General features: G+C 73.8%; 25 protein-coding genes. 16 read left to right on the forward strand and 9 right to left on the reverse strand.

All coding sequences use genetic code 11. From position 1 onward, the window contains the following. Nucleotides 1-113: 113 nt before the first annotated feature. A complete protein-coding gene (locus tag R2S09_RS15985) occupies nt 114-1,757 on the reverse strand; it encodes an FAD-binding oxidoreductase (RefSeq protein WP_316741650.1) in 1,644 nt (547 codons plus the stop codon). A gap of 48 nt (nt 1,758-1,805) precedes the next feature. On the opposite strand from R2S09_RS15985, the gene R2S09_RS15990 reads away from it, so the two are divergent. Both R2S09_RS15990 and R2S09_RS15995 read left to right on the forward strand, forming a co-directional pair. Then, a complete protein-coding gene (locus tag R2S09_RS15990; protein WP_316741651.1) occupies nt 1,806-2,459 on the forward strand; it encodes a TetR/AcrR family transcriptional regulator in 654 nt (217 codons plus the stop codon). Further along, nucleotides 2,456-4,054 (forward strand): glycerol-3-phosphate dehydrogenase/oxidase, encoded by a 1,599-nt coding sequence (locus R2S09_RS15995; protein ID WP_316741653.1) that lies wholly within the window; start codon nt 2,456-2,458, stop codon nt 4,052-4,054. Before R2S09_RS15990 ends, R2S09_RS15995 begins: the two co-directional genes overlap by 4 nt. Nucleotides 4,055-4,158: 104 nt before the next feature. On the opposite strand, the gene R2S09_RS16000 is transcribed toward R2S09_RS15995, so the two are convergent. Both R2S09_RS16000 and R2S09_RS16005 read right to left on the reverse strand, forming a co-directional pair. After that, nucleotides 4,159-4,686, reverse strand: coding sequence for a hypothetical protein (locus R2S09_RS16000; protein ID WP_306191215.1), 528 nt, complete (start codon nt 4,684-4,686; stop codon nt 4,159-4,161). A gap of 215 nt (nt 4,687-4,901) precedes the next feature. Next, nucleotides 4,902-7,181, reverse strand: coding sequence for a catalase (locus R2S09_RS16005; RefSeq protein ID WP_316741654.1), 2,280 nt, complete (start codon nt 7,179-7,181; stop codon nt 4,902-4,904). A 331-nt stretch (nt 7,182-7,512) separates the two neighbouring features. Between R2S09_RS16005 and R2S09_RS16010 the strand changes: the two genes are divergently transcribed. From R2S09_RS16010 to R2S09_RS16025, 4 genes are all read left to right on the forward strand, one after another. Next, entirely contained in the window at nt 7,513-8,223 is a 711-nt protein-coding gene (locus tag R2S09_RS16010) for a lipoprotein (protein ID WP_316741655.1), read from the forward strand. A 242-nt stretch (nt 8,224-8,465) separates the two neighbouring features. Beyond that, on the forward strand, nt 8,466-9,215 hold the full coding sequence (locus tag R2S09_RS16015; RefSeq protein WP_316741657.1) for a nucleotidyltransferase family protein: 750 nt from the start codon (nt 8,466-8,468) through the stop codon (nt 9,213-9,215). Continuing rightward, on the forward strand, nt 9,212-9,502 hold the full coding sequence (locus R2S09_RS16020; RefSeq protein WP_316741658.1) for a hypothetical protein: 291 nt from the start codon (nt 9,212-9,214) through the stop codon (nt 9,500-9,502). The genes R2S09_RS16015 and R2S09_RS16020 overlap by 4 nt, the downstream gene beginning before the upstream one ends. Beyond that, the gene (locus R2S09_RS16025) at nt 9,499-10,260 is read left to right on the forward strand and encodes a metallophosphoesterase (protein WP_306191185.1); all 762 of its coding nucleotides are present in this window, start codon (nt 9,499-9,501) and stop codon (nt 10,258-10,260) included. Before R2S09_RS16020 ends, R2S09_RS16025 begins: the two co-directional genes overlap by 4 nt. Here R2S09_RS16025 and R2S09_RS16030 read toward each other — a convergent pair whose 3' ends face one another. Beyond that, complete coding sequence (locus tag R2S09_RS16030; RefSeq protein WP_316741660.1) at nt 10,261-10,407, reverse strand: hypothetical protein; 147 nt, start codon at nt 10,405-10,407, stop codon at nt 10,261-10,263. A gap of 182 nt (nt 10,408-10,589) precedes the next feature. Between R2S09_RS16030 and R2S09_RS16035 the strand changes: the two genes are divergently transcribed. Beyond that, a complete protein-coding gene (locus R2S09_RS16035) occupies nt 10,590-11,054 on the forward strand; it encodes a low molecular weight protein-tyrosine-phosphatase (protein WP_316741662.1) in 465 nt (154 codons plus the stop codon). 98 nt (nt 11,055-11,152) lie between these two features. Beyond that, nucleotides 11,153-11,974 carry a fructosamine kinase family protein gene (locus tag R2S09_RS16040; protein WP_316741773.1) on the forward strand — a complete coding sequence of 274 codons (822 nt, stop codon included), beginning with the start codon at nt 11,153-11,155 and terminating at the stop codon, nt 11,972-11,974. A 4-nt stretch (nt 11,975-11,978) separates the two neighbouring features. Here R2S09_RS16040 and R2S09_RS16045 read toward each other — a convergent pair whose 3' ends face one another. Next, on the reverse strand, nt 11,979-12,443 hold the full coding sequence (locus R2S09_RS16045) for an SRPBCC family protein (protein WP_316741664.1): 465 nt from the start codon (nt 12,441-12,443) through the stop codon (nt 11,979-11,981). A 262-nt stretch (nt 12,444-12,705) separates the two neighbouring features. On the opposite strand from R2S09_RS16045, the gene R2S09_RS16050 reads away from it, so the two are divergent. From R2S09_RS16050 to R2S09_RS16065, 4 genes are all read left to right on the forward strand, one after another. Further along, nucleotides 12,706-13,185 (forward strand): hypothetical protein, encoded by a 480-nt coding sequence (locus R2S09_RS16050; RefSeq protein ID WP_316741665.1) that lies wholly within the window; start codon nt 12,706-12,708, stop codon nt 13,183-13,185. A gap of 276 nt (nt 13,186-13,461) precedes the next feature. Beyond that, nucleotides 13,462-14,019: an ANTAR domain-containing protein gene (locus tag R2S09_RS16055; protein ID WP_399143955.1), complete on the forward strand. Its 558-nt coding sequence runs from the start codon at nt 13,462-13,464 to the stop codon at nt 14,017-14,019. Continuing rightward, the gene (locus R2S09_RS16060) at nt 13,922-16,684 is read left to right on the forward strand and encodes a SpoIIE family protein phosphatase (RefSeq protein ID WP_316741666.1); all 2,763 of its coding nucleotides are present in this window, start codon (nt 13,922-13,924) and stop codon (nt 16,682-16,684) included. The genes R2S09_RS16055 and R2S09_RS16060 overlap by 98 nt, the downstream gene beginning before the upstream one ends. A 142-nt stretch (nt 16,685-16,826) precedes the next feature. Continuing rightward, nucleotides 16,827-17,669, forward strand: coding sequence for a chitosanase (locus tag R2S09_RS16065; protein ID WP_306191191.1), 843 nt, complete (start codon nt 16,827-16,829; stop codon nt 17,667-17,669). 81 nt (nt 17,670-17,750) lie between these two features. Here R2S09_RS16065 and R2S09_RS16070 read toward each other — a convergent pair whose 3' ends face one another. Further along, entirely contained in the window at nt 17,751-19,610 is a 1,860-nt protein-coding gene (locus tag R2S09_RS16070) for a glycoside hydrolase family 15 protein (protein WP_316741667.1), read from the reverse strand. Between the two features lie 311 nt (nt 19,611-19,921). Between R2S09_RS16070 and R2S09_RS16075 the strand changes: the two genes are divergently transcribed. Both R2S09_RS16075 and sthA read left to right on the forward strand, forming a co-directional pair. Then, a complete protein-coding gene (locus tag R2S09_RS16075) occupies nt 19,922-20,125 on the forward strand; it encodes a hypothetical protein (RefSeq protein ID WP_030172676.1) in 204 nt (67 codons plus the stop codon). A 186-nt stretch (nt 20,126-20,311) separates the two neighbouring features. Next, the gene (sthA, locus tag R2S09_RS16080) at nt 20,312-21,715 is read left to right on the forward strand and encodes a Si-specific NAD(P)(+) transhydrogenase (RefSeq protein ID WP_306191194.1); all 1,404 of its coding nucleotides are present in this window, start codon (nt 20,312-20,314) and stop codon (nt 21,713-21,715) included. 16 nt (nt 21,716-21,731) lie between these two features. Here sthA and R2S09_RS16085 read toward each other — a convergent pair whose 3' ends face one another. After that, nucleotides 21,732-22,217, reverse strand: a complete 486-nt coding sequence (locus R2S09_RS16085; protein WP_306191195.1) for a DUF5709 domain-containing protein — start codon at nt 22,215-22,217, stop codon at nt 21,732-21,734. Nucleotides 22,218-22,477: 260 nt separating this feature from the next. On the opposite strand from R2S09_RS16085, the gene R2S09_RS16090 reads away from it, so the two are divergent. Both R2S09_RS16090 and R2S09_RS16095 read left to right on the forward strand, forming a co-directional pair. After that, the gene (locus tag R2S09_RS16090; protein ID WP_306191196.1) at nt 22,478-23,146 is read left to right on the forward strand and encodes a DedA family protein; all 669 of its coding nucleotides are present in this window, start codon (nt 22,478-22,480) and stop codon (nt 23,144-23,146) included. 52 nt (nt 23,147-23,198) lie between these two features. Continuing rightward, entirely contained in the window at nt 23,199-23,948 is a 750-nt protein-coding gene (locus R2S09_RS16095) for a phosphatase PAP2 family protein (RefSeq protein ID WP_316741671.1), read from the forward strand. 39 nt (nt 23,949-23,987) lie between these two features. Here the strand turns inward: R2S09_RS16095 and R2S09_RS16100 are convergent, their stop codons facing one another. Next, a complete protein-coding gene (locus tag R2S09_RS16100) occupies nt 23,988-24,935 on the reverse strand; it encodes a lysylphosphatidylglycerol synthase domain-containing protein (RefSeq protein WP_316741673.1) in 948 nt (315 codons plus the stop codon). Then, on the reverse strand, nt 24,932-26,428 hold the full coding sequence (locus tag R2S09_RS16105; protein WP_316741674.1) for a hypothetical protein: 1,497 nt from the start codon (nt 26,426-26,428) through the stop codon (nt 24,932-24,934). The genes R2S09_RS16100 and R2S09_RS16105 overlap by 4 nt, the downstream gene beginning before the upstream one ends. Nucleotides 26,429-26,553 lie beyond the last annotated feature (125 nt).

Genomic DNA, 26,553 nt, shown 5'->3' on the forward strand with positions numbered 1-26,553 from the left:
AGAGAGCGGGCGGTGGGAGAGAACGCGCGGGCGAAGAGGGCAGGCCGTCGAAGCGGGGGCCGGCGCGGGTCGGGCCGCGCGGGTCGGTGCGGCGCCGCGTCGGTCCGGCCGCGTCAGTCCAGGGGCAGGAGGACTCCCGGATTGAGCAGACCGCCCGGGTCGAGCCGCTGCTTGACGGCCCGCAGCGCCTGGACGCCCAGCGGCCCGGCCTCCCGGACGTACCCGTCGCGGTGGTCGGTGCCCACACCGTGGTGGTGGCTGATGGTGCCGCCCGCGGCGAGGATCGCCTCGCTCGCGGCGCGCTTGGCGGGCGCCCAGTGTGCCACGGGGTCCTCGCCCTGTGCCGAGACCACGGTGAAGTAGAGGGAGGCGCCGTTCTCGTAGACGTGCGAGATGTGGCACATCACCAGCGGCGGGGTGCCGGACTCCGTGAGCGTCGTGGTGAGCGCGGAGCGGACGGCGGCGTACAGCTCGGGCACGCGCGACCAGAACGCGGCGGTCTCCAGGGTCTCGGCGAACGCGCCCACGTCCAGCAGCGCGTCGCGCAGATACGGCGCCGAGTAGCGGCCGTGGGCCCAGCGTTCGCCGGGTTCCTCGCCGAGGCACGTGCCGCCGCACGCGCGCAGCACGGCGGCGGCGCGCTCCCGGCGGTGGGCGACGTCCTCGGCGGTGCCCTCGTAACCGGCGATCGCCTGGCAGCCGGCGGGCTGCGGCGCGCCGGGGGCGCCGGGGGCGCCGGGGGCGCCGGGGGCGCCGGGGGCGCCGATGGCGTCGGGCTGGGCAAGACCGATCAGCGTCTCGGTCTCGTCGGACAGGCGCAGCACCGTGGGCCGCGGCCCGTCCTGGGCCAGCCGGCGCAGGGCGGTGGCGCCCTCCTCGAAGGAGGCGAAGCGCCAGCCCTCGTACACGCGGGTGTGCGGCAGCGGGCGCAGGCGCACGGTCACCGAGGTGATGACGCCGAAGGCGCCCTCGGAGCCGAGCACGAGCTGGCGCAGGTCGGGTCCGGCCGCCGAGCGCGGGGCCCGGCCGGCCTCCAGGGTGCCCTCAGGGGTGGCGAGGGTGAGGCCGAGCACCATCTCGTCGAAGCGGCCGTACCCGGCGGAGGCCTGGCCGCTGGAGCGGGCCGCGGCGAACCCGCCGACGGTGGCCCACTCGTAGGACTGCGGGAAGTGACCGAGGGTGAAGCCGTGTTCGGCCAGCAGTGCCTCGGCCTGGGGGGCGCGCAGTCCTGGTTGCAGGGTGGCGGTGCGCGAGACGGGGTCGAGGGCGAGCAGGCCGTCCATGCGGCGCAGGTCCAGGGCGACGAACGGGCGCCTGTGGGACCCCCGCTGCTGGGGGGCGAGGCCGCCGACGACGGAGGTGCCGCCGCCGAACGGGACGAGGGCCAGGTCGTGGGCGCCGCAAGCGCGCAGGACGGCGAGCACCTCGTCGTGGCCGGCGGGGAGCACCACGGCCGCCGGGAGGTCGGCGACGTCACCGCGGCGGATCCGCAGCAGGTCGGGGGTGGACTTGCCGCGGGTGTGCCGGATCCGGGACTCGGCGTCGGTGCGGACGTGCGCCTCGTCGCCGACGGCGTCCCGCAGGGCCCGGTGCGCGGCGGCGGTCAGCGGTGAGGCGGGGACGTCGATGCCCTCCAGCTCGACCGGGCCGGTGCCGTGCGGCTTGACCCCGAGCAGGTCGCGCAGCAGCGCGGTCACCGAGTCGGGCAGTGGTGTGGCCTTGGCCGGGTCGCCCCAGCCCCTCCACAGCATGTCCATGGGGTTGTTCCTCACCGGTCGGATCGAAGGGGCATTACACTGTTACACATGACGCCTATTCGTCACAATGGTTCAGGGGGTCCGAACGGCAAGGGCGACCCGGCGGCGGTCTCCGGCGCGCCGGAAGCCGCCGGGGATCCCGTGCTCGACGCCGTGCGCGACTGTGTGCTGGCCGTCGGAGTCCGGCGTACGACGATGACGGACGTGGCCCGGCGCGCCGGTGTGTCCCGGATGACGCTGTACCGGCGCTGGCCCGACGTGCGCTCCCTGGTGGGCGATCTGATGACCCGGGAGTGGGTCGACGTGGCCACGCGGTCGATGCCCGAGCGCCGGCCCGGGACCGACACGCGCACGCTGATCGTCGACGGGCTGGTGGCCGGGGTGGTGGCGTTCCGCGCGCACCCGCTCTTCCGCAAGATCGTCGACGTCGACCCCGAACTGCTGCTCCCCTATGTACTGGACCGTCGCGGAGCCAGCCAGGAAGCCCTGCTGGCGCTGCTCACCGACGCCCTGCGCGAGGGCCACGCCGACGGTTCGGTACGCACCGGCCACCCCGACCGGCAGGCCAGGTCCCTGCTGCTGGTCGTCCAGTCCTTCACGCTGTCGCTGCGCACGATGACCGACGAGGACGACCCCGGCCTGACCGCCGAGGCGTTCCTCGCGGAACTGCGGACCATCCTGGAGAGGACCCTGACGCCATGAGCCGAGCCCACCCGCACACCACCCCGGACGGCGCGGCTCCCGGATCGTCGCTGACCGCCGCGCGCCGCGCCCGCGAACTGGCCCTGACCGTCGGCGGCCCGGCCGTGGACGTCCTGGTCGTCGGGCTGGGCGCGACCGGGGCGGGGGCCGCGCTGGACGCGGCGGCCCGGGGACTGACCGTGGCCGCGATCGACGCCCACGACCTGGCTTTCGGCACCTCGCGCTGGAGCTCGAAGCTCATCCACGGCGGGCTGCGCTACCTGGCCTCGGCGCAGTTCGACGTCGCGCACGAGAGCGCGGTCGAACGCGGGGTGCTGATGGAGCGCACCGCGCCCCACCTGGTCGGTGCCCAGCCGTTCGTGCTGCCTCTGACACCGCTGGTCTCCCGCGGTCAGGCCGCCCTCGCCTGGGCGGGCCTGCGCGCGGGCGACGGTCTGCGCCTCGCGGCGCGCACCGCCCGCGCCACGCTGCCGGCGCCGCGCCGGCTCTCCGCGGCGGAGACCCGCCATCTCGCTCCGGCGCTGCGTGGGGCAGGGCTGCGCGGCGGCCTGCTGTCCTGGGACGGCCGGCTCGCCGACGACGCCCGCCTGGTCACCGCCGTGGCCCGGACGGCGGCGGCGCGCGGCGCGCGGATCCTGACCCGGGTGCGGGCGCTGGAACTGACCGCGGCCGGTGCCCGGGTCCGTGACGAACTCACCGGCGAGGAGGGCGAGATCCGGGCCCGCGCCGTGATCAACGCCTCCGGGGTGTGGGCGGGCGGCCTGGTGGACGGCATCCGCATACGCCCCTCCCGCGGCACGCACCTCGTGCTGCGGGCCGACCGCCTCGGTCCGCTGCCCGCCGGGCTGCACATCCCGGTCCCCGGCGAGACCAACCGCTTCGTCCTCGTTCTGCCCCAGGGCGACGGCCGGGTCTACGTCGGCCTCACCGACGAACCCGTCGACGGTGACATCCCCGACGTTCCCGAGGCTCCGGAGACCGACATCGGGTTCCTGCTCGACGTCCTGGGTTCCGCCCTGGACGTGCCCGTCCAGCGCGACGACGTGGTGGGAGCCTTCGCGGGGCTGCGCCCGCTGCTGGACGCGGGCCCGGGCGACGGCTCCGGCGCGGCGCCCCGGACCGCCGACATCTCCCGCAGGCACGCGGTGCTCACCTCGCCGGACGGCGTGATCACCGTGGTCGGCGGCAAGCTCACCACCTACCGGCGGATGGCCGAGGACGCCGTGGACGCCGCCGTCGCCACGCACCGCCTGGCCGCCGGACCCTCCCCCACCGCCTCGCTGCCCCTCGTGGGCGCCGCGTCGCCGCGCACCCTGTCCGCGCTCCAGGCGCCGCGCCGCCTGATCCGGCGCTACGGCACCGAGGCGCCGGCCGTCCACGCCCTGGGTCTGCGCGATCCGCGGCTGCGCGAACCCGTGCTCGAAGGCCATCCCGTCACCCGCGCCGAGCTGGCGTGGGCCGCGCGCCACGAGGGCGCCCTCGACGAGGCCGACCTCCTCGACCGGCGCACCCGCATCGGCCTGGTCCCCGCCGACCGCTCCGCGGCGCTGCCGGCCGCACGGGAGGCGGTGGGGAAGGCACTCGGGTCCCGGTGAACTCGGAGGCGGCACTCGGGTCCCGGTGAACTCGGAAGCGGCACTCGGGTCCCGGTGAGCTCGGGATCGGTCCTCGGCCCCGTGCCGGGGCGGGTCTGTGCGGGTCAGGCCGCCAGGGGCCGGTCCGGGTGCAGGCGGTCCACCAGCTGGGTGTGGTGCAGGGAGCTCACCGGGGCGAGGAGGTCGGGGTGACGCAGCAGCGCGGCCGCCCGGCGGTCTCGCTCGTCGGGGGCGAGCAGCCGGCGGAACTCGACCGGGGCACCCGCCACATGGCCGCCGTCGGCGAGCGCGGCCACCGCGCGGTCGGCGAGCCCGGGGTCGGTGAGCAGGCAGGCCGCCCAGCTCACCACGACCTCGTCCACCCAGGTGCGCCAGGCGTACGCGTCCGGGTCGTCGCCCTCGACGCCTTCGGCACCGGTGATCCAGTCCAGCCGGGCCGAGCCACCGGGGCCCGACATGCCGACCAGCGCGGCGTCCATGGGCGTGGGGTAGCGCAGCCAGGCCGCGACCGTGACCGCCTGGCGCGCCTGCACCTCGCACAGGGCGGAGGCCAGCGCGCCGTCGGACGCCGGGTACGCGCTGGTCAGCCATTGGGTGGTCGCCGCGATGAGGGGGGAGAGATCTTCGAGCACTGCGGGGCCGTTCGAGCTGTTCACGGACGAAAAGGACTCCGTGCAACGCTAACCCTCGGCCTCGGCGAGCCATATGGCCCAGGCCTCCTCCGGGACGTGGCTTGTGCCACATGGCACGCGCCGATGGGCGGCGGTGCGGGACGGAGGGGCCCGGGCCCTGCGGACGGTGTGCGGATGTGACGGGTCGGGGGCGACCCGCGTCGGAGTGGGGCAGGTCAGGCCTCCCCGGGGAAGCGTTCCCAGACGCGGTGGGCGCCCAGGAGGCGGGCGATCTGCTCCAGCGTGCCGGGGCCGCTGTCGCCGACGATCACGCCGGGGGCGTCGACGGGGACGCCGGCCGCCTCCAGCGAGGCCTCCGCGCCCTTCCAGGCGCCGATCGCCTTGCCGTGCCGGAAGGCCTCGGAGAGCAGCAGACTGACGCGCGGGTCGTGGGTCGCCTGCTGCGGGGAGGGCAGAGGGGACTTGGCGTCGCGCGCGCCGTAGGCGTCGGCGCCCACGCCCGGCGACCCGGCCAGCAGGACGGCGTCGAACTCGACGGAGCGGGCGGTGGCGTAGGTGCGCTGGACGGGCAGCGCGTCGGCGCCGTTGCCGAGCTTGCCACCGGTCGGCGCGACGACGAGCGGGACCATGCCGTCGGCGAGCACCGCTTCGCGTACGGCCCGTACGCCGTCCAGGTCGCCGTCCGGCCCGGCGATGATGCCGATGACCCTGCCGTCCGTCGGCCAGGTGCGCCCGACCTGGGACAGCGCCGGGCTGGGCTCGACGTCGGCCAGCGGCACGGTGGCCTTGGGCGCGGGCAGGCCGAGCCCGGCGGCGACCTCCGCGCACAGCTCGGGGTCGATGTTGGCCAGCACCCGCAGACCCCGTTCCTTGACGGCCTGCTCCCAGCACTTGCCGAGTTCGAAGGTGTAGGCCCCGATGATGTGCTCGCGTTCCACCGGGCTCATGCTGAGCCAGAACCGGCGGGGCTGACTGAAGTGGTCCTTGAAGGACTCGGGCGCGTCCCGGACCTTCTTCGCCTCCGGAACGCGTACGGGCGCCTCGATGTACGCACCCGTGTCGGCGCCCGCCGTGAACGGGCAGCCCCCGTCGAGGGAGTTGGGACGGTAGGGGGCGACGCCCGTGTGCACGGCGGACTGGTGGAAGCTGTCGCGCAGCATGTCGTTGACCGGGGCGTGCGTGCGGTTGATCGGGATCTGCCCGAAGTTGGGGCCGCCCAGGCGGGTGATCTGGGTGTCCAGGTAGGAGAACAGGCGTCCGGCGAGCAGCGGGTCGTCGGTGATGTCGATGCCGGGGACGAGGTGGCCGGGGTGGAAGGCCACCTGCTCGGTCTCGGCGAAGAAGTTCTCCGGGTTGCGGTTGAGCACGAGCCGCCCGATGGGCTGCACGGGGGCGAGTTCCTCGGGGACGATGTTCGTCGGGTCCAGCAGGTCGATGCCCTCGAAGGTCTGCTCGGGGGTGTCGGGGAAGGTCTGGATGCCCAGTTCCCACTCGGGGTAGGCGCCCGCCTCGATGGCGTCGGCGAGGTCCCGGCGGTGGAAGTCCGGGTCGACGCCGTTGATGATCTGCGCCTCCTCCCACACCAGGGAGTGCACGCCCAGCTTGGGCTTCCAGTGCCACTTCACCAGCGTGGTGTTGCCTTTGGCGTTCACCAGGCGGAAGGTGTGGATGCCGAACCCCTCCATCATCCGGAACGAACGCGCGATGCCCCGGTCGGACATGTTCCAGATGGTGTGATGGGTGGCCTCGGTGTGCAGGGTGACGAAGTCCCAGAAGGTGTCGTGGGCACTCTGCGCCTGCGGGATCTCCCGGTCCGGATGGGGCTTGCCCGCGTGGATGACGTCGGGGAACTTGATGGCGTCCTGGATGAAGAAGACCGGGATGTTGTTCCCGACCAGGTCGAATACGCCCTCGCTGGTGTAGAACTTCGTCGCGAACCCTCGGGTGTCGCGCACGGTGTCGGCTGATCCCCGGGACCCCAGCACCGTGGAGAACCGTACGAAGACCGGCGTCTCGACGTCCTTGGCGAGGAACGCCGCCTTGGTCACCGAGGCCGCGGTGCCGTAGCTGGTGAAGATGCCGTGCGCCGCCGCGCCGCGGGCGTGGACCACGCGCTCCGGGATGCGCTCGTGGTCGAAGTGCATGATCTTCTCGCGCAGGTGGTGGTCCTGCAGCAGCACCGGTCCGCGGGGCCCGGCCTTGAGCGAGTGGTCGGTGTCGTACAGCCGTGCGCCCTGGGCGGTGGTCAGGTAGCTCCCGGCCTGCGCCATGGCGGACCGGTCCGCACCGGTCGGCTGTCCCGTGGGCGAGACGGTGTCCGGACCGGTCTGGTCCGGCTTGGGCGGCAGCGGTCCGTGGGGCTCCGTGGGCTCCGCGACGGAGGGCGAGCGCGAACCCGGCTTGCCCGGGATACCCCCCTCCGGTCCCGCGCCGTCGCCCTTGAGGGCGTCGGCGGCCTTGTGGGCTGCCTGCTTGATGGGGTTGGCCTCGCTCATCAGTACCGTTCCTCCGCTTCTGGCCGTGCCGCGGGTGTGTGCCTCGGCCGTGTGCTGTCCTGCTCCGGCAGGGCGGTCGTCTCCGGGCGCACCGGTCCGCGCCGCCGGGCCGGTCGCCACCGCTGGGCCCGAGCCAACTGGCTAACCCGGAATCAAGGGACGAAACGCCGCGAATTGGCATCGACCCCGCCAATCTCTCACGGTGGGGAGGAGGGCGCATGGGGCATGCGACGAGGGGGTGAACCCCCTGAACGCCCCGCGCAGCGCGCCTCCGTTACAGTGACGCGGCTGTGGGGAGGGGAAGGACCCCGGCCCGCGGGAGGGGGACAGGGTGAGCATCGGGGCGGGAACGGCCTGGTGGGCTGCGGTCGCCGCGGCAGTGCTGCTGGGCGGGGCGCTGACGGGCTGCTCCCAGACGTCGGACGACGACGGGCACCGTGCCTCACGTAAGCAGACGACGGCCGGCGACACGGCGACGGCCGGCGCGCGTACGGGCGCGGGCGCAAAAGCCGCGGGAGGCGTGGCCCGGCGCGGAGGCAGCGTCGGGGCGGCGATGTCGGCGTGCCCCCTTCCCGTCAGCTTCGACGTCGCCGCCGGCTGGAAGGCCAGTGCCGTGGACCCCGAGGCCGTCGGCGACTCCGGCCAGGCCAAGGAGCTCGCCGACGCCGTCCTCCGGCAGGGTCCGGTGACCGCCGCGTGCGAGATCGACGCCAAGCCCGCCGGGAACATCGGCTTCCTGCGCGTCTACACCGGCAAGTCGGGCTCCGGAGACGCACGCTCGGTACTGCGGGCCTTCGTGGCGGCCGAGGGTGACGTGAGCGAGGAGCGGTACGGCCCGGTCACGGCGGGCGGCCTCGACGGCGTGGAGGTCGAGTACCGGCACAGGGACAGGGCCTTGGACGAGACGACCAAGGAGAGCGCCCTCGCCGTCGTCACGCCGAAAGGACCGGTCGTACTGCACCTGGACGGGCTCGACGCCGAGGAGCACGACCACATGCTCCCCGCCTACGAACTCGCCAAGCGCACCCTGCGCCCCGCCTGACCGCGTCGTCCGTTCGCCGCACACCCGGGCACCCGCCGAGCCACGTGTCCGGCAGCCGCCGGGACGCCCCGCCGGCCCCAGGGGCTCGTCCGTCGCCGCGGACCGGGCACGCCGTGTCACACCAGGAACGCCGGGTACCCGACCCGGCACGAGAGGGCGTCCGGGACCGGGCGAGACGGCCGGCCCCTGGGTGCCGAGCCCGGTGGGCCGCCCGGTGTGCGGTCCGGTGAATGGAGTGGGGCATGACGCGGAACGGAGGCGACGCGGCTTCCGCCCGGAGGGCAGGACCCCCCGGCCTTCGTCTTGCGGCAGGCGGGGCCGAGCCGCCCGCCCCCCACGGAGCGCGGCCGAAGGAACAGCATCCGCCTTCCGACCAGGGGCAGGCGATCCTGGAGGCGGCCAAACAGGTCGGCGCGCTCCTGAAGCGCAAGGGGCACCCGTTCGCGCTGGCGGGCAGCGTGGCCGCCTACGCGCACGGCGGCAGCGCCAGCCTGCGGCACGACGCCGACTTCTGCGTACGGCGCGAGGACGCCGAGGCCGTCGCGGACACCCTGCGCGAGGGCGGCCTGCCGGTCTACACGCCGCCCGAGGACTGGCTGATCAAGTCCAAGTGCTTCGACCAGGACATCGACATCATCTTCGAGCTGGCCCACGAGCCCGTGTCCCTGGAGATGCTCGCCCGGGCCGAGGAACTGCCGGTGGACTCGGTGCGGATGCCCGTGCTGGCCCCTGACGATCTGCTGTGCGGTCTGATCGCCGCCTTCTCCGAGCATCACTGCGACTTCGGCGCGGTCCTGCCCATCGCCCGCGCCCTGCGCGAGAAGGTCGACTGGGAGCACGTCCGGCGCGTCTGCGGGGACGAGCCCATGCCCGCCGCCTTCTTCTTCCTTCTCGAACGCCTGAACGTCATCGCCCCGCAGCAGGACACACGGCAGAACCAGCGGCAGGACGCGCGTCAGGAGCGGAACGAGCCTCGGGAGGAGCAGTCATGAACCACCACGGCCAAGAGCCCGCACCCGGTGCCCCGGCCGCCGGGGAGAACCTGGAGTACCGGGTCGCCCATCTGAGGGACCGGATCGCGGGCGGGCCGCCGGGCGAGCTCGGGGTACGGCTGGAGGTGCGCGGCGAGACGGTGCTGCTGACCGGTACGGTCCCCTCGGCGCACACCCGCGACGAGGTCTGCGACCTCGTCGCGGCGGAACTTGCCGGACACCAGGTCCACTGCGACATCACCGTCGCCGACTCCTCCTCCCCCGACCACGCGGAGGACCTCGCATGATCCGCGCAGCAGCCGTCGGAGACATCCACATGGCGCCCGAGACCCAGGGCACCCTGCGGCCGGCCTTCGAGACACTGCCCGACTGCGCCGACCTGCTCCTGCTGGCCGGTGACCTCACCCGGCACGGCACGCCGGAGGAGGCACGGGTGGTGGCACGGGAGATCCAGGACCTGGGGGTGCCGGTGGTGGCGGTCCTCGGCAACCACGACCAGCACGACGACCGGCCGGAGGAGGTCACCGCCATCCTGGAGGACGCCGGCGCGCAGGTCCTGGAAGGTCGGTCGGTCGTCGTCGACTGCGGCGGGGAACGCGTGGGGGTGGCCGGCACCACCGGGTTCGGCGGCGGTTTCGTCGGTCGCAGCGCGGGCGAGTTCGGGGAGCCGCTGATGAAGCAGTTCGTCCGGTACTCCCGCCGCTGCGCCGACGGCCTGCGCACTTCCCTGGAGCGGCTGGCCGGGCAGGGCTGCGACCTTCGGATCGCCCTGACCCACTACTCCCCCGTGCCCGACACCCTCGCCGGGGAGCCGCTGGAGATCTATCCCTTCCTCGGCAGCTATCTGCTGGCCGAGGCCATCGACACGGCCGGGGCCGACCTCGCCGTGCACGGTCATGCCCACCTCGGCACGGAGAACGGCATGACCAACGGCGGAGTCCGGGTGCGCAATGTCGCCCAGCCGGTGATCGGACGGGCCTTCCACGTGTACCACCTGCACGCGCGGCAACCGGTGGGAGCCGGCGTCGCCGGTGCGCCGGCGTAGTCACACCACGGCCGCCGCGCGGCGGCGCCGCCGGATCGTCCAGGACAACAGCATGGCTATGACGCCGAGTTCGACGGTCGTCGACACTCCCGGGACCGCCTCCACCGGAAGGGTGAAGAGGAGCACGAACCCGGCCGCCGCCTCCACGGTCGGAGCGACACCCCAGACGGCGGTCTCGAAGCGCAGGGTGCCCCGTGCCCGCGACGCACCGGGCCCGGCACCCGGGTGCAGGCGGCGGGATTTCTCCCGCCGGGTCTCTCCGCCCAGGGGTGGGGTCCTGGCGACGGACCCGCGGTCGGCGCCGGGAGACCGCCTCGTACCCTGGGGCCGTGCACATCTGTTTTGTCTGCAGCGGGAACATCTGCCGGTCTCCGTCCGCGGCCCTGGTGTTCGCCGAGCATCTGCGCCGGGCGGGCCTGGACGGGGCGGTGCGGGTCACCAGCGCCGGCATCGGGCCGTGGCACGCCGGGGAGCCCATCGACGAGCGGTCCGGCGAGGTACTGGCCCGGCACGGCTACCCGGTCGAGCACGTCGCCGCACAGGTCGGCGCCGAGCACCTGGACGCCGACCTGTTCCTGGCCATGGACCGCGGCCATGAGAAGGCCCTGCGCCGCCTCGTCGACGACCCGTCCCGGGTGCGGATGCTGCGCTCCTTCGACCCGGACGCCACCGGCGACCTCGATGTCCCCGACCCCTACTACGGCGGTCCGGAGGGGTTCGAGGAGGTGCTGGCCATGATCGAGGCCGCGGTGCCCGGGCTGCTGGCCTGGGTGCGCGGGCGCCTGCCGTCGTGACCTCCGGTACCGACGGCCCGGACGCCGCGGACGCCCCTGCCGCCGGCCCGGACCACGCGGGTGCCGGCCCGGACAACCCGGGGGCCGCGGCGGCCCGGCTGACGGGTCGCCGGGTGACGGACCTGCGCCCGCTGTCCTCGACTCTGGCCGAAGTGACGCTCGACGGCGGGCGGGTGGTGATGGTCAAGCGCGGTGACGAGCCGCGCGCGGTGCGCGCCGAGGCAGCGGGGCTTCGCTGGCTGGCCGCCGCGGGCGCCGTCGCGATCCCCGCCGTGCACGGTCACGACGGGCGCTGGCTCGTGACGGACCGGGTCGCTCAGGGCCGGCCGAGTGTACGGGCGGCGGTCCGCCTCGGCCGTGACCTCGCGGCCCTGCACGCCGCCGGAGCACCCGCGTTCGGGGCCCCTCCCCCGGGCGGACCCGAGCGGGCGTACATCGGACTCGCGCCCCTGCGCAACGCCCCCGGCGACGACTGGCCGCACTGGTATGCCGAGCACCGGGTGCTTCCCTATCTGCGGCGCGCGGTCGACGACGGCACGCTCCGCCCCGCCGAGGCGGCCGTGATCGAAGGTGTCCTGGAACGGCTGACGGAGTTCGCCGGCCCCGCCGAACCGCCCGCGCGACTGCACGGCGACCTGTGGAACGGCAATGTGCTGTGGGGCGCGGACGGGCAGGCCTGGCTGATCGACCCGGCGGCGCACGGCGGGCACCGCGAGACGGACCTGGCGATGCTGCACCTGTTCGGCTGCCCGCATCTGGACCGGGTGCTGGAGGGCTACCAGGAGGTGGCGCCGCTCGCCGCCGGCTGGGCCGACCGCATCGGGCTGCACCAGCTCTTCCCGCTGCTGGTGCACACGGTGCTGTTCGGCCGCGGATACGCCCACCAGGCCGTCGAGGCGGCCCGCGGCGCCGGCCGCTGAGCACTCACCCCCGCGCACCCTCCACCAGCCGGGCGAGGTTGTCCAGAGCCATCCGGGTGCCCAGCTCGTTGTCCTGGCGCGGGACGGCGTCCGGCATTCCCTCGTGCCGGACGACGACCTCCGTGCCGCCCCCCACCTCGGTGAGAGACGTGGTCATCGTGATCGCGCCGCGCAGCGCGTCGTCGTCCGCCTCGAACTCGAGGACCTCGACCACCAGTTCGCCCGGCACCAGCCGTGCGAAGTGGCCCCGGTAGGTGTCCGTGCGGGCGCCCGACTTCCCCTCGGCGCCGGGGTCGTCGTAGACGAGGGAGACGCGGAACCTGCCGCCCTCGCGGGGATCGAACTCGTGGACGTGGCTGGTCATGCCCTCCGGGACCCGCCAGGCCGCCACCGCGTCCGGGTCGACGAGCGCCCGGTACACGGCTGCGGGCGGTGCCTTCACATGCCGGGAGACCGTCGTGGTGTACACAGCGGTACCGTACTGCGCCCACCGCACGTCCCGGACGGAGACTGTCATGTGACGTGTCGTCGGCAATTCCTTGTTCGCGCGGGGTTGAGCCGTCCATGTCCCGATTTCGTCACCGAGTTGCCCCCATGTCCCTTCCGTTGCCCGTCCGGGAACGGCCCGTGCTAAGAAATACGGCGTCACAGGCATGCGGGCGTACCACGGGGGTGCGCCGCGGGTCATGCCGTCGCGGCCCGTCGTGGCCGCAGGGGGAAAGGACCATCACATGCACCGCACTCGCACGACAGCCGCAGTCCTGGCCGCAGCCGGGGTGGTCACCGCGGCCCAGCTGGGCCTGGCCGGTGCCGCCTCCGCGGCGCCCACCGTCACCACGACGAGCGCGAGCTGCCCGATCAACATCGTCTACCCGACCCGGTTCTACGTCGACCACAACGGCTGGGTGACCAACGGGGGCCTGTACTTCGGCATCAAGAGCAAGACCGGCAAGAGCTTCAAGAAGGTCACCTTCACGGTCACCAACGTCAAGAACCTGCGCTTCGGCTCGGCGACGGCCAAGGGCGGCAGGATCAGCCACAAGACGTCGCAGACCGTGTCGGTCTACACCTCGACCTTCAAGGGCAGGGCCGGCCTCGGCTTCAAGGTCCGCACCCACCTGCTGAACACCCGCAGCTACAAGCTGAAGCTCACGCTGCACGGCTCCGGCTGGAACTGCGCGGTCAACCAGGGCACGTGGGGCTCCCGCTGACGCCCCCGCGCGCCTGGATCGTCCCGCCTCCGCTGCCCCGGCCCCTTCGGCCGGGGCACCGGTGTGCCGCGGCGGCACTGGCGACACGCAGGTGCGTCGCGATCACCTCGACGCGGTACGCGCCTGACGCCCGCGAGCCGGCCACCGGCAGCATGACGGGGTTCCTGCTCCACGCCGACAACCAGGACTTCGGGGCACTGGACCGTCACTCCGGCCGCCGTCACCCCTCGGAGCGAGACGGCCGGCCGGCCGCACGCCTCGCACGCCGCCGTCGCGGTGACCTGCGCCCGGACCGGCGACCGGCTCGAACACACCCTGGAGACCCGGCACGCCATCGGCGGCGCCATGGGCCTCCAGGACGAGCGCCACGGGCTCGGCGAGGACGACGCCTTGGCGGTGCCGCGCCGCGTCTCCCCGCACCACCACCTCCAACTTCGCGACGTCGGCCGGAACATCCACGACCGGTCGAGACAGCAGGCCCTCGGCCGCCCAACCCCGTGGCACGGTCCGGGCATTCGTACGCGCCGCCGGCCCGGCCGGCCGCCGCCGGGCCCGTGCGCCTCACCCGGACGTACCAGCGTCCGGGACATGACCGGCGGGGTCGCCCCCGAAGCGGCCACGCGCTCCGGCGGGTGCGCGGGGCTCCCCCCTTCGCTGCGCGGGCCCCCGGCCGTCGCCCTCCGCGGCGGGTGTGACGGGCCTCGCCTCACGGGGCCCGGCAGTGTAGACATGGCTCATGGTCCGACTCCCGGGTCGAACCGGCACCCGGTCGACCAGCCGTCCCCGCGGTCAGCGCCTCGAGCAGACGCCTGGCCCCGCTCGGCGAGCCCGTGAGCGCGCCGAGCGGAGCCGGGCTGCGGACGGTCGGTCCACGGGTGTGCGGGCGGCGCTGCGCGGGCGCACTGTCGCCGGACAGGTGTTCGCCCTTCAGGTCGTCATCGTGCTGCTGCTGGTCCTGGCGGCGGTGGGGGCGCTGGTGCTGCAGGTGCAACACGACAGCACCGAGGAGGCCCGCAACCGGTCGCTCGCCGTGGCCGAGACCTTCGCCAACGCGCCGGGGACCCGCGCGGCGCTGGCCGCCCCCGACCCGACGGCGGTCCTTCAGCCGCGGGCCGAGGCCGCCCGCATGGCGGCGCATGTCGACTTCATCGTCGTCATGAACACCGACGGGATCCGCTACACCCACCCCATACCGAACCGCATCGGCAAGAAGTTCGTGGGCACCATCGAGCCCGCGGTGCGCGGTGGCACCGTCGTCGAGGAGATCCACGGGACCATCGGGGAGCTGGTGCAGGCCGTGGTGCCGGTCAAGGCGCCGGACGGCACGGTGGTGGGCCTGGTGTCGGCCGGCATCACCACCCAGAGCGTCGGCGGCCTCGCGGAGCGGCAGCTGCCCGTGGTGCTGGGCGCCGCGGCGGCGGGTCTCGCCCTGGCCACGGCGGGTACGGCGCTGGTCAGCCGGCGGTTGCGGCGTCAGACCCATGGGCTGGGGCCGGGTGAGATGACCCGGATGTACGAGCACCACGACGCGGTGCTGCACTCGGTGCGCGAGGGTGTGATCATCGTCGGTGACGACGGCGAACTGCTGCTCGCCAACGACGAGGCGCACCGCCTGCTCGACCTGCCGCCGGACGCGGAGAAGCGGCGCGTGCCCGATCTCGGTCTCGCCCCCGACATCGCCGACCTGCTGGCGTCCGGGCGGGTCGCCACCGACGAGGTGCACCTGGTCGGCGACCGGCTGCTGGCGATCAACCAGCGGCCCACCGATCTGGAGGGCGGCCCGTCGGGCAGCGTGGCCACCCTGCGCGACTCCACCGAGCTGCGCGCGCTCTCCGGCCGCGCCGAGGTGGCCCGTGAGCGCCTGAGCCTGCTCTACGACGCCGGCATGGGCGTCGGGACCACCCTGGACGTGACCCGGACCGCCGAGGAACTGGCCCAGGTGGCGGTGCCACGGTTCGCGGACTTCGTCACCGTGGACCTGTACGACGCCGTGCTGCGCGGCGAGGATCCTCATCCGGGGGACGCTCTGCGACGTACCGCGTACGGCGGGATCCGCGACGACGCCCCGCTGTACCCGTTGGGGCGGCAGATTCGTTTCGTCGCCTCCTCTCCGCAGGCGGACAGCCTGCGCACCCGGCGGCCGGTCCTGGAGCCGCGGCTGGAGGCGGCCCCGGGGTGGCTGGCGCAGGACCCGGAGCGCACCGGGCAGGTGGTGCAGTACGGCATCCACTCGCTGATCACGGTTCCGGTGCGGGCCGGGTCCGTGGTGCTGGGCCTGGTCAACTTCTGGCGGTCCGAGAAGGCGGAGCCCTTCGACGCCGAGGAGCTGGCCCTGGCCGAGGAACTGGTGGCACGGGCCGCGGTCTCGATCGACAACGCCCGCCGCTACACGCGCGAGCACGGCATGGCGGTCACCTTGCAGCGCAGTCTGCTGCCGCGCAGCCTGCCCGAGCAGAGCGCCCTGGACATCGCCTACCGCTATCTGCCGGCGCAGGCCGGCGTGGGCGGTGACTGGTTCGACGTCCTGCCGTTGTCCGGGGCGCGGGTCGCCCTCGTGGTCGGGGACGTGGTGGGGCACGGGCTGCACGCCGCGGCCACCATGGGCCGGCTGCGGACCGCGGTGCACAACTTCTCCGCGCTGGACCTGCCGCCGGACGAACTGCTCGGACTGCTGGACGAGCTGGTCGGCCGCATCGACCAGGACGAGACGGATGACGGCTCCGGCGCCCCCGTCATCGGCGCGACCTGCCTGTACGCGATCTACGACCCGGTCTCCCGGCGCTGTGCCATGGCTCGCGCGGGCCATCCGCCGCCCGCCGTGATCCGGCCGGGGGGCGAGGTGGTGTTCGCCGACGTGCCCGCCGGTCCCCCGCTGGGACTGGGCGGGCTGCCGTTCGAGACGGTCGAACTCGAGATCGCGGAGGGCAGCCGGCTGGTCCTGTACACGGACGGGCTGGTGGAGGACCGGGAGCGGGACATCGAGACCGGTCTGGAGGAGCTGCGCGACGCGCTCGCCACGGCCGGCGAGTCGCCCGAGGAGACGTGCCAGGCGGTGCTCGACACCCGGCAGCCGTTCCGGCCGGGCGACGACATCGCGCTGCTCGTCGCGCGCACCCGGGCCCTCGGCGGGGACCGGGTCGCCGAGTGGGACGTGCCCGCGGACCCGGCGGCCGTCGCGGACGTGCGGGCGGCGGTGGGCCGGCGGCTGGCGGAGTGGAGGCTCGAGGAGCTGACGTTCACCACGGAGCTGATCCTGAGCGAGCTGGTCACCAACGCGATCCGCTACGGCAGCACGCCGATCCAGGTGCGGGTGCTGCGTGAACGCGCCCTGATCTGCGAGGTCTTCGACAGCAGCAGCACCTCGCCGCATCTGCGCTACGCCACCACGACGGACGAGGGCGGCCGCGGACTGTTCCTGGTGGCGCAACTGGCCGAACGCTGGGGCACCCGGTACACGCCGACGGGCAAGGTCATCTGGGCGGAGCAGCCGCTGCCCTGACGGCCCGGCGCCTTGCTCTCGTTCATTTCTACGAATTCACGCTCGATGGGTGACCATATTTTCGAGACTCTGATAGTAAACTTTCCTGTTAGTTGGCGGGCTGACGCCAACTCTCCACCCCCCACTCACCCTTGGAGCCCCCGTGGCGCATCCGAATCCCGGCACGGCCGTGCCGGCCACCGTCTCCCGCCGTACCGTCCTCGCCCTCGTGGGCGTGTCCCTGGCCGCCGTTCCCCTGCTCGATGCCGCCCGCGTGGCGGCGGCACCGGCGGCGGCACCGGGCCTGGACGACCCGGCCAAGAAGGAGATCGCCATGCAGTTGGTGTCGAGCGCGGAGAACTCCTCGCTGGACTGGAAGGCGCAGTACCAGTACATCGAGGACATCGGCGACGGCCGCGGCTACACAGCCGGCATCATCGGCTTCTGCTCCGGCACCGGCGACATGCTCGACCTGGTCCAGCTCTACACCGACCGCAAGCCGGGCAACGTCCTGGCCAAGTACCTCCCGGCGCTGCGCCGGGTGAACGGCACCGACTCGCACGACGGACTCGACCCGGACTTCCCCGGGGACTGGCGCAGGGCGGCCCGGGACACGACGTTCCAGCAGGCGCAGAACGACGAGCGGGACCGCGTCTACTTCGACCCGGCCGTCCGGCAGGGCAAGGCGGACGGGCTGCGCGCGCTCGGCCAGTTCGCCTACTACGACGCGATCGTGATGCACGGCGACGGCGACGACCCGACCAGCTTCCGCAACATACGCAAGCGGGCGCTGCGCGCCGCGAAGCCGCCGGCGCAGGGCGGCGACGAGGTGACGTACCTCGACGCGTTCCTGGACGCGCGGGTGTGGGCCATGAAGCAGGAGGAGGCGCACAGCGACACCAGCAGGGTCGACACCGAGCAGCGGGTGTTCCTGCGCCGGCGGAACCTCGACCTGAACCCTCCGCTGGACTGGAAGGTGTACGGGGACCCGTACCACATCGGCTGACACGCCACGTCGGCTGAAGCGCCGCATCGGCTGACGCTGCCGTACGACCGTGGGCCCGCGCGCGGGCGGGCGCGCACGGCGTCAGCCGAGGGCGCGGTCGAGGTTGTAGGCGGCGCTGATCAGGGACAGGTGGGTGAACGCCTGCGGGAAGTTGCCCTGCTGTTCGCCGGTGCGGCCGATCTCCTCGGCGTACAGGCCGAGGTGGTTGGCGTAGGTGAGCATCTTCTCGAAGGCGAGCCGTGCCTCGTCGAGCCGGCCGGCCCGGGTGAGGGCCTCCACGTACCAGAACGAGCAGATGGAGAACGTGCCCTCGTCGCCGCGCAGCCCGTCGGGGCTGGAGCGCGGGTCGTAGCGGTAGACGAGGGAGTCGGAGACCAGGTCCTCCGTCAGCGCGTCCAGGGTGGACAGCCACTTGGGGTCGGTCGGCGCGATGAACTTCGCCAGCGGCATCATCAGCACGGCGGCGTCCAGCACGTCGCCGTCCTCGCACTGGACGAAGGCCTGTCGCCCGGTCGACCAGCCGCGGTCCATGATGCGGCGGTAGATCGTGTCCCGGGTCTGCCGCCAGCGGGGCAGGTCGGCGGGCAGCCCGCGGCGGTTGGCCAGCCGGATGGCCCGTTCGATGGCCACCCAGCACATCAGGCGCGAGTAGAGGAAGTTCTTCCGGCCGCCGCGGGTCTCCCAGACGCCTTCGTCGGGCTGGTCCCAGTTGTCGCACACCCAGTCCACCAGGGCGCACACGTCGTCCCACTGGGAGCTGGAGATCGGCTGGGCCCACTTGTCGTAGAGGTAGATCGAGTCGATCAGGGCGCCGTAGATGTCGAGCTGGAGCTGGTCGGCGGCTGCATTGCCGACCCGGACCGGGGCCGAGCCCTGGTGCCCCCGGAGGTGGCCGAGTTCGCGCTCGGGCAGGTCGCTGCGGCCGTCGATGCCGTACATGATCTGCAGCGGACCGTTGGCCTTGCCGTCCCCCGGGCTGATGTGCTGGGTCAGGAACCGCATGAAGGCCTCGGCCTCGCCGGTGAAGCCCAGGCGTAGCAGCGCGTAGACGGCGAACGCGGCGTCGCGGACCCAGACGTAGCGGTAGTCCCAGTTGCGCTCGCCGCCGATCCGTTCGGGCAGGCTCGTGGTGGGCGCGGCGATGATGGCGCCGGTCGGGGCGTAGGTGAGCAGCTTCAGGGTGAGCGCGGAGCGGTGCACCCGCTCCCGCCAGCGGCCGCGGTAGCGGGACTGCGCCAGCCAGCGCCGCCAGTACGCCACGGTGGCCGAGAACTGCTCCTCGGCCTCCAGGTGCGCGCACCGGCGCGGCGCCACCTCGCCGCCCACCTGGTCGAGGGCGAAGACCGCCGACTCGCCCTCGGTGAGCTTGAAGTCCGCCCGTACGTCCGGGCCGTCGATCTCCAGGGGCACGGTGGCCGTCAGGGCGAGGGACAGGGTCGCCGACTCGAACAGGACCATGCAGCCCTGGGCCTGGAGCGTGTGCGGGTCGGCACCGTAGTTGAAGCGTGGAGCGACTCGCGCACGGAACGGGAGGGTGCCGCGCACGCACAGCACCCGCCGGATGAGCCGGTGCCTCTCGGCCTCCCCGCCGCCCGCGGCCCCGGTCACCGGCATGAAGTCCTGCACCTCGCCGACGCCGTCCTCGGTGAAGAACCGGGTGATCAGCACGTTGGTGTCGGGGAAGTAGAACTGCTTGGTGCGTGCCGCCTCGACCGCGGCCAGCTCGAAGCAGCCGCCTCGCTCGGCGTCCAGCACCGCGGCGAAGACACTGGGGGCGTCGAAGGCGGGGCAGCAGTACCAGTCGAGCGTGCCGTCGCTGCCGACGAGGGCGACGGTGCGCAGATCACCGATCAGCCCGTGCTCGGCGATCGGCACACAGCCGGACGCGCCGGGCCGGAGCGGCGTGCCGGGCGCGGGGTGCGGGCTCGGGGTGTCGGCCATCGCGGCGGCCTCCCTGTCTGGGCACGCGGACAGCTTCCCGTTCTGGAGCGAGTCGCTGTCCGTTCTGGAGCGAGTCGCTGTCCGGCCTTCTCGGGCCCTTCCAGCTTAGGAGCGGACGGCCGGGAGGGATGGTTTCGGACACGGCGGGCAGATGCCCCCCAACCGGCCGGGGTCGTCCCGGGCGGTACGGCGCGCCCTTCCGGATGCAGGGTGCGGCGCGCCGGGCAATGGTGGGAGAAGGTCCCGGTCCCGCAGCACGGGCGGCGCAGTCCGGACCCGGGCGGGGACCCGGCCGGAGCCGAGGAGGACACATGTCGACGTCACAACCCGATGCATCCCGTTGGGCCGGGGGCCGCACCCCGGACAACGTGCTCCACGCCCGTACCGGCACCGACGTCTCGCCCGAGGACATCGTGCTGGCCGCGGGCCGGGACATCACCCCGCGGAACCTGGAGTGGGCCAAGCGCAAGATCGAAACGGAGGGCCCGGCCGCCCTGGACAAGCTGCTGCCCTAGGGTCTCCCGTTCGGATCAGGCCGGGGCGAGCCCGGAGTGATCCGAACGGGAGGCCCTGCCGGCCGGCGGACCGTGCGGGTCCGCCGGCCGTCGGGAGGGAGCCGGGAGGGACCGAGGGACCGGGATGCCGCCCCGGTTCCTCCGGGCTCTTTCCGCGGGGGGTGTTGTGCTGTCAGACTCCGGTGCGTGCCCGACTTCGACATGCTCGTGATCGGATCCGGACCGGGTGGCCAGAAGGCCGCCATCGCCGCGGCCAAGCTGGGCCGCCGGGTCGCCGTCGTCGACAGCCCCGACATGGTCGGCGGGGTCTCCATCCACACCGGCACCATCCCCTCCAAGACCCTGCGCGAGGCGGTGCTGTACCTCACCGGACTCACCCAGCGCGATCTGTACGGGCAGAGCTACCGGCTGAAGGAGGACATCACCGTCGCCGACCTGACCGCGCGCACCCGGCACGTGGTGGGCCGCGAGGTGGACGTCATCCGCAGCCAGCTCTCCCGCAACCACGTCTCCCTGTTCGCCGCGACCGCCCGCTTCGTCGACGACCACACCGTCGCCCTGCGCGAAGTGACCGGCGACGAACGGCTGCTGACCGCCGACCGCATCGTCATCGCCACCGGTACGCGCCCGGCCCGCCCCGACAGCGTCGAGTTCGACGGGCGCACCATCATGGACTCCGACAACGTGCTCGCGCTGGAGCGGGTGCCCCGGTCCATGGTCATCGTCGGCGCCGGGGTGATCGGCATGGAGTACGCCTCCATGTTCGCCGCGCTCGGCAGCAAGGTCACCGTGGTCGAGAGGCGGGCGGGGATGCTCGACATGTGCGACGTCGAGATCGTCGAGTCGCTCCGCTACCACCTGCGGGACCTCGCCGTCACCTTCCGGTTCGGGGAGACGGTGGCCGCCGTCGAGCGGCATCAGAACGGCACGCTGACCGTTCTGGAGAGCGGCAAGAAGATACCGGCGGACGCGGTGATGTACTCGGCGGGCCGGCAGGGGCTCACCGACGGGCTGGACCTGCACAAGGCCGGGCTGACCGCCGACGCGCGCGGCCGGATCGCGGTGGACGAGCACTACCGCACGCAGGTGCCGCACATCTACGCGGTCGGCGACGTGATCGGCTTCCCCGCGCTCGCGGCGACCTCCATGGAGCAGGGCCGGGCGGCGGCGTACCACGCCTGCGGGGAACCCGTCGGCCGCATGCACGGTCTGCAGCCCATCGGGATCTACACGATCCCGGAGATCAGCTTCGTCGGGCGGACCGAGGACCAGCTCACCGAGGACCGGGTGCCGTTCGAGGTGGGCGTGTCCCGCTACCGGGAGCTGGCCCGCGGGCAGATCATGGGCGACTCGCACGGCATGCTGAAGCTGCTGGTCTCACCCGGGGACCGCACGCTGCTCGGGGTGCACTGCTTCGGCACCGGGGCCACGGAGCTCATCCACATCGGGCAGACGGTCATCGGCTGCGGCGGCACGGTGGACTACCTCGTCGACGCGGTGTTCAACTACCCGACGCTCGCGGAGTCGTACAAGGTGGCCGCCCTGGACGCGACGAACAAGCTGCGGCAGATCGACCGGCTCGGGGACTGAGCCGGACGGTGGCGGCTCAGCGCCCGGTGTCGTCGGGGAGGGTGCGGTCGTCGTCGACGATGTGGACGGCGGCCTCCTCGGCTCCGGCGGCTCCCGCGTCGACGCCCTTGTCGGCGGCGATCTCCTCCTTGGTGGTATCGGTGTGCGCGCCCTCGTCCGGGGCCACCAGGCGGCCGGCACGGTCCGTGCCCGCCTCCCGGTCGACCGGCTCACCCTCGCCGCCGGGCAGGTCCCCAACGCCGTCGCCCTCCTGCTCCGCCACGTCGGGCCGCTCCTGGGCCAGCCGCTGGTCCAGGCTCTCGCCGTCGTGCTGTTCGGCGGCCGTCGTGCCGTGCTTGTCGACGCCGAGCGGCCGCTCGGGCGGGGAGTACCCCTCGTCCAGGGTGTCGTCGTAGGTCCGCTCGTCCACCGCGTCCTGCATGTCCAGCGGCGCGGCGTCCTCCTGCTCCTCGTTGCTCCCGGTGGGCTGGTAGGCGTCGTCGGCCATCGGATCGCTGCTCACGGGTCCTCCCTCGCGACGGGCTCGGTGCCGGAGTGCCCTGATTCGCGTTTCCCGCCGCGGCCGGACCAATCCCCCGGTGACACATCATCTCTCCCGGCGGCGGATTCACCCGTCCGCGCCCGCGTTCAACCGAGGGGGCGAGCACGGGAACACCGCCGGAGTGGTTTTCGTCTACAGTTCAGTAGACGGTCTACAGATGTGTAGTCACTCCTGGGCGCGATCGTGCGCGTCCGCCGACCCGACGGAAAGGGCCCGCGACGATGATCGCTGCCTCGTACCTGTCGTCGCAGCTCGCGGTGAACGTGCTGGACGCGCGGTCGCTGCTGGCCGCCTTCGGCGTGCTCGGCGTCGGCGTGGTGATGTTCGCCGAGACCGGGCTGCTGATCGGCTTCTTCCTGCCCGGCGACTCGCTGCTGTTCACCGCGGGCCTGCTGTGCACGGGCACGGCCGACCGGGGCGTGAAGCTGTCCCTGGCCCCGCTGCTGCTCGCCGCCGTGGTGGGGGCGCTCGCCGGTTCGCAGTGCGGTTATCTGCTGGGCCGCAAGGCGGGCGGCGCGCTGCTCGCCCGCACCCGCTCCCCCAGGCTGCACGAGGGGGCGCGACGTGCCGAGGAGCTCCTGGAGCGGTACGGCTTCGCGAAGGCGATCGTGCTGGCGCGCTTCGTCCCGGTGGTGCGTACGGTGCTCAATCCGATGGCCGGCGCCCTGGGGGTGCCGGTGCGGACGTTCACGGTGTGGCAGGTGGCGGGCGGTCTCGTCTGGAGCGCCGGCCTCACCCTGGCGGGGTACGCGCTCGGCTCGTCGGTCCCCGACATCGACAGATATCTGCTGCCCGTGATCGCGCTGATCGTCCTCGTGTCGCTGCTCCCGCTCGTCGCCGAGGTCCTGCGCTCCCGCCGCGCCGCGAAGGCGAAGGAGGCGCGCGGATGAACCTCGGCCGGCCCGGTCGGCCGCCGCTGTCATGACGCGGCACACAGGGCAGATGCGATACATACGGCCCGTACGGCCGACGGACACCGCGGAGCTGGCGGGCAGCCTCGGGATCGGCGCGTGGGCGGCGTTCGCCGTGGTCGGCTTGGTCGTCGGCGGTCGTGGCAGCCCGCTGTCGGTGGACCAGGACCTGCTGTCCTGGTCCGTGGGCCACCGCCCGGAGGTGGCGGTGGCGGCGGCGCGCGGGCTGACCGCCACCGGGACGGGTGTCGTGCCGTACGTCCTGGTCGTGCTGGCCGGGATCGCCGTCGGCCGCACGGCACGGCAGCGTACGGTCACGGCGGCCCTGGGCGTCGCCTGTCTGGCCCTCGGGCAGGCCGTGCGGTACGGCGTGATGGAACTGGTGGCCCGCCCGCGGCCGCCGCGGCAGGACTGGGAGGCTCACGCCTCGGGCTGGGCGTTCCCCTCGGGGCACACCACCACCTCGGCGCTGACCGCCGGGCTGCTGATCCTCGCGCTCCTCGTGCGCGCCCCGCGCGGCCGTACGGCGCTCTGCCTCGTCGCCGGCTGCTGGGGCGTACTGGTGGGGCTGACCCGCGTCTATCTCGGGGTGCACTGGTTCACCGACGTGCTCGGCGGCTGGCTCTTCGCCGCGGGCTGGCTCGGGATGTGGCTGTGCGCTGCCGCCCGGTGGCTGCCCGCGCGCCTCAGGGCCGACAGGAGAACGCCGTCCGGTGGCCCTCCGGAGCGGCCCACGCCCCGAGAACCTCCCGGCGACCCGGGACGACCGGACTCCGGGTGACGTGAAGGACCCGGTCCTGCCTCTGGCTCCAGCGCCCCCTCACACCGCCCTGCGGCGGATCAGGGCCGTCAGGACCAGGAGGCCGGGGACGAGGGGCAGCCATACCGTCAGGAGGCGGTAGCCGAGGACGGCGGAGGTGGCCGTGGTGGCAGGGGCGCCGCCGGCGGTCAGCGCGAAGGCGAGCGCGGCGTCCAGGGAGCCGAGGCCGCCGGGGGTGGGCAGCAGGGCGGCGGCGCTGCTCGCGGCGAGGTAGAGCAGGGCGGCCCGGGCCGGGGACAGCGGGAGTCCGACGGCCTGGGTGACGGCGACCAGCACCAGCGAGTGCGCCGAGGCGAAGGCGAGCGAGCCGCCCCACAGGGCGGCGGCCCGGTGCGGCCGGGAGTGCACGGCCCGGATGTCGGTCAGCACCGACGCCACCGCGGGCCCGCACCGGGACCGCAGCGGCCCGCGCACCAGCACGGTCACCAGCACCGCTGCGGCGAGCACGGCGGCCACGGCGGTGCCCGGGACGCGCGGGATCCGCAGGACGCCGGGGCAGGCGGCGGCCAGGACGGCGATCAGGGCGGCGCGGGCGAGGACACCGGCGGCGGCCTTGACCGCCAGCGCGCTCGCCGAGCGGCCGGCGGACAGCCCGCAGCGCATCAGAAAGCGCAGGTTGACCGCCCCGGCCCCGAGGCCGGCGGGCAGGACGTGGTTGGCGGCGGAGGCGGCGAACTGCGCGGCGACGAGCCGGCCGGCGGACAGCGGCTCGGCCACCGCGCCCTGCTGGGCGAGGGCCGAGCACGCCCAGGTGGCGACGGCGGCCGTCGCGGCCACCAGCAGCCACCTCTGGTCGGCGGTGGCGAGCCGGCCGGCGCCGGTCTCGAGCACGGGCCAGTGGCGCCGGCCGAGGTAGGCGGCGCACAGCAGCACGGCGAGCGTGGCCCCGGTGTGCCACCAGGCGCGGCCCCGCAGGCCGGCCGTGGCGGTGAGGGGCGGGGAGGTCATACGGCGCCACCCTTCTGCGCCGTCGGCGCGACGTACAGGCGCAGGTCGCCCATCTGCTGGAAGGGCCATGTGCGGGCGTAGGCGGGTGGGGAGGCGTTCGCGGTGACGAGCGTGGCGACCGGGATCCGCCGGGCGGTCTCCTCGATGATCGCCCGGGTGGAGTTGGCGTTGTGCCCGTCGGTCGCGGCGGAGTCGCAGCCGGTGTAGAAGGCGATCGGGATGGCCTCCTCTCCGGTGAGCAGGCAGGGTGGGCGTACGCCGAGGCGGTGCAGCGCGGCGGCGACACGGTCCCACTCCCGGCGGTCGGCGGTGGTCCGGTCGACGGTGTGCGCGAGGACGGCGTACTGGACCCCCAGGTGGAGCGCCAGTCCGAGGCCGACCAGGCTCAGTGCCACCGGCCGCCAGGTGCCGCCCGGGGCGCGCACGAGGTGGACCAGGGCGTCGGCGACCGGGATCGCGAGCAGGGCGTAGGCGGGCAGCAGGAAGCGCGGTGCCGCATACCCGATCATGAACAGGTAGGGGAAGGCGGCCGAGGCGCCGCAGGCCAGCGCGATGAGTGTGGGCGGGGTGCGCCGGGCCCGCCGGGCCAGGGCGAGGCCCAGCAGGGCGAGCAGCGGCAGCACGTACCACCAGGCCGTGACCAGCGGGTTCGGCAGCCCGCCCGTGCAGGGGCGGCACAGGGTGCGCCCGCCCAGGCTGCGCAGCTGGTCGGCCACGGCGACGTGCCAGCCGAGGCCGCCTTGTATGGCGGAGCCGTCGGAGAGCCGTTGCAGCAGGCCCCCGTAGCTGACGTAGGCCTCGACCACCCACTCGGCGGAGCCGGCGACGAGTCCGGCGAGCAGGGCGGCGAGCGGTCTCCAGCGGCGCCGGAGCAGGGCGAGGGCGAGCAGCGGGAGCACCGCCCAGACGGCGTCCATCGGCCGCATCCACGCCATGAGGGCGGAGCCGCCGAGAAGGCCCCACAGCGCCGCGCGGTCGTGCCGGTCCGCGTGGACGCGCACGAAGCAGCCCGCGCAGGCCAGGGCGCCGATGCCGACCCAGTAGTTGGGCATGGCCTGGGGACCGTAGAACAGTGTCACCCACAGGGAGGCGAACAGGGCGCCGGCCAGGGCCAGGACCCCGGCGGGGAACAGATGCCGCCACACCCGCAGGGCCAGGTACAGGGCGAGGCCGGACAGGACGGCGAGGTAGACGCGCAGCAGGGCGGTGGACGACGACCAGGAGGCGACCGGGGCCACCAGCAGCGGGACGCCGCGGGCGCGCGGGGCGCTGAAGAAGGCCGCCGGGGCGTGCGGGCTGACCTGGCTGACGTAGACGGTCTCGTCCCAGCCCAGGCCCATGCCGGGGCGGACGAGGAGGAGCTGGGCCAGGGTGAAGGCGGCGGCCACGGCCGCGAGGGGCACGTCGCGGCGGGAGGGCAGGACGCGGCCGAGGCCGGGCGCCGGTCCGGCTCTCCGGGTCCCGGTGAGTAAGGCGTGCGTGCTGTCGGCCATCTCCACCCCTCACCCCTACGCGTTGTAGGGTTCTGGCTCCCCAGTCTGCGGGATCGGTGCAGGAGCCGGGTAAGACGTCGGGGAATCGTCGGGAAAGCGTCGCGTAAATGTCCGCGAACTCGGTG

Source organism: Streptomyces sp. MK7 (assembly GCF_032658145.1).
Taxonomy (GTDB): Bacteria; Actinomycetota; Actinomycetes; order Streptomycetales; family Streptomycetaceae; genus Streptomyces; species Streptomyces spiralis.

Bases quoted from the DNA above. Each gene is read 5' to 3' on its own strand.
- R2S09_RS15985 (WP_316741650.1), bottom strand. From the start codon at position 1,757: ATGGACATGCTGTGGAGGGGCTGGGGCGACCCGGCCAAGGCCACACCA.
- R2S09_RS15990 (WP_316741651.1), top strand. From the start codon at position 1,806: ATGACGCCTATTCGTCACAATGGTTCAGGGGGTCCGAACGGCAAGGGC.
- R2S09_RS15995 (WP_316741653.1), top strand. From the start codon at position 2,456: ATGAGCCGAGCCCACCCGCACACCACCCCGGACGGCGCGGCTCCCGGA.
- R2S09_RS16005 (WP_316741654.1), bottom strand. From the start codon at position 7,181: ATGAGCGAGGCCAACCCCATCAAGCAGGCAGCCCACAAGGCCGCCGAC.
- R2S09_RS16015 (WP_316741657.1), top strand. From the start codon at position 8,466: ATGACGCGGAACGGAGGCGACGCGGCTTCCGCCCGGAGGGCAGGACCC.
- R2S09_RS16020 (WP_316741658.1), top strand. From the start codon at position 9,212: ATGAACCACCACGGCCAAGAGCCCGCACCCGGTGCCCCGGCCGCCGGG.
- R2S09_RS16025 (WP_306191185.1), top strand. From the start codon at position 9,499: ATGATCCGCGCAGCAGCCGTCGGAGACATCCACATGGCGCCCGAGACC.
- R2S09_RS16050 (WP_316741665.1), top strand. From the start codon at position 12,706: ATGCACCGCACTCGCACGACAGCCGCAGTCCTGGCCGCAGCCGGGGTG.
- R2S09_RS16060 (WP_316741666.1), top strand. From the start codon at position 13,922: ATGGTCCGACTCCCGGGTCGAACCGGCACCCGGTCGACCAGCCGTCCC.
- R2S09_RS16070 (WP_316741667.1), bottom strand. From the start codon at position 19,610: ATGGCCGACACCCCGAGCCCGCACCCCGCGCCCGGCACGCCGCTCCGG.
- R2S09_RS16075 (WP_030172676.1), top strand. From the start codon at position 19,922: ATGTCGACGTCACAACCCGATGCATCCCGTTGGGCCGGGGGCCGCACC.
- R2S09_RS16090 (WP_306191196.1), top strand. From the start codon at position 22,478: ATGATCGCTGCCTCGTACCTGTCGTCGCAGCTCGCGGTGAACGTGCTG.
- R2S09_RS16095 (WP_316741671.1), top strand. From the start codon at position 23,199: ATGCGATACATACGGCCCGTACGGCCGACGGACACCGCGGAGCTGGCG.
- R2S09_RS16100 (WP_316741673.1), bottom strand. From the start codon at position 24,935: ATGACCTCCCCGCCCCTCACCGCCACGGCCGGCCTGCGGGGCCGCGCC.
- R2S09_RS16105 (WP_316741674.1), bottom strand. From the start codon at position 26,428: ATGGCCGACAGCACGCACGCCTTACTCACCGGGACCCGGAGAGCCGGA.